Raw genomic sequence first — 1,704 nt, 5'->3', positions numbered from 1 at the left:
GGTTCTTACGCAAAATCGGTGAATGTTTTTGTTCTTTACTATTTGGGTATAGTTATGAAAAAGAAAAAGGATGTGTGTAAAATGAACCCCTTCGAACAATTACTTCCACTCGGCACACAATTTGAACTAATTACACAGGAATCAATGGACACTCAAATCCATTTCTTTTATCAATCATGTGCCCAATCAGTCTGTTGTCCTAATTGCCAAAAAGTAAGTACACACAAACATAGTAGAACGAAAAGGAAAATTAGAGATTTACCTATTTCGGGGAAAGAAGTTTATTTACATGTTCGTCTGCATAAATGGTTTTGTATGAATATCCTTTGTACAACTAAAATTTTTACAGAAACAATCGATGCTGCACCTGCATATCAGCGAAATACATTGCGTGTGACAGAATGTTTACGGCAACTTGCATTCCATTCCAATTGTGTACAAGCAGCCAAACTAAGTACTAAACTTTCTTTACCGGTTAGTCATGACACCTTATTGCGAATAATTTATCGAACACCAGTCACTGTACAAACCTCTCCCTTTCCTAGGTATAGATGACTTTGCCTTACAAAAAGGTCACTCGTATGGCACGATTATTTGTGATTTGCGTACCCACCAGCCGATTGCCCTTTTAAATGGGCGTAATGTAGAGATTGTATCAGAGTGGCTCAAAAAACAGCCCACTCTTCATGTCATCGCACGTGATGGCTACGTTTTGTATAAAGCAGCGATCACCTCTGCTTCTCCTTCGGTTGTTCAAGTGAGCGATCGTTTCCATTTGATTCAAAACGTATTCAAAACGATGAAGGATGTGCTAACTCGTTTATTACCAGCTTCTATTGAGATGTATAAAGATAAACCTGAAATCGTGGACACAAGCAAAACATTATTAACCCCTAAAGAAGAGGAACGCTGGGAACTTATTCAGGAAGTCCAAAAGGCATATAAGGAAGGAACAACTCAAATTCAGTTAGCGAGAGAATATCGGCTTAGTCAAGAGACGGTGAGAGCATATGTTGAAGCGACACAGCCTATTTCTTTTCATCGAGAAAAGAGAGTATCTAAACTCATCCAACCATTTTATCAGTACGTGAAGGAGCAAATGGCTCTAGGTAAATTTGCCACAGTTATTTTTAGGGAAATTCAAAAACACGGGTTTACTGGAAGTTACGCCACAGTTAAACAAACAGTTGGGAGATTAAGGCCCCAAAAAGATCCCCCGCTATTTGAAACCAAAAAGATAAGTAGACGAAAAATCATCTATTGTTTCTGGAGACACAATGAGAAACTAACCAAACAAGACCACCTAATCTTACAAGCTATTTTAAAGGCTTACCCTGAGACACAGCCCGTTTATGCATTTCCTCAACTAATTCGAGCTGCTTTTTCAGATATCGATTTCCAAACATTCCTTCAATTAATCCAACGTTTTAAGCTCGAAAATATAAGGGAAATACAACGTTTCATAATGACTGTAGAAGCTGATATAGAAGCCGTTAAAGAGTCATTCCTATATACATTTAATACAAGCATTGTCGAAGGACAAATTAATCGATTAAAATTAATCAAACGGATGATGTATGGTCGAGCTAGCATCGAGTTACTTGAAAAACGCGTGCTTTTTAAGGGGTGATATTATACCAAAAAAGCAATTTTAAAATGGACCACAAATAGCCACTATTTTTCACTAAATGAGCGTAAGAACCT

2 protein-coding genes are annotated in these 1,704 nt (G+C 37.5%); both read left to right on the top strand.

The window, feature by feature from the left end; genetic code table 11:
• A partial coding sequence (locus tag ACQKIH_RS22370) for a transposase family protein (RefSeq protein ID WP_427769053.1) occupies window positions 1-555 on the top strand: 555 nt, incomplete at its 5' end.
• Window positions 556-601: 46 nt separating this feature from the next.
• Window positions 602-1,630: a transposase gene (locus tag ACQKIH_RS22365; protein ID WP_427769051.1), complete on the top strand. Its 1,029-nt coding sequence runs from the start codon at window positions 602-604 to the stop codon at window positions 1,628-1,630.
• The last annotated feature ends 74 nt before the right edge of the window (window positions 1,631-1,704 follow it).

The sequence above is a fragment of the Solibacillus cecembensis genome (assembly GCF_050272495.1).
GTDB lineage: Bacteria > Bacillota > Bacilli > Bacillales_A > Planococcaceae > Solibacillus > Solibacillus cecembensis.
This window is presented reverse-complemented; position numbering and strand designations above follow the sequence as displayed.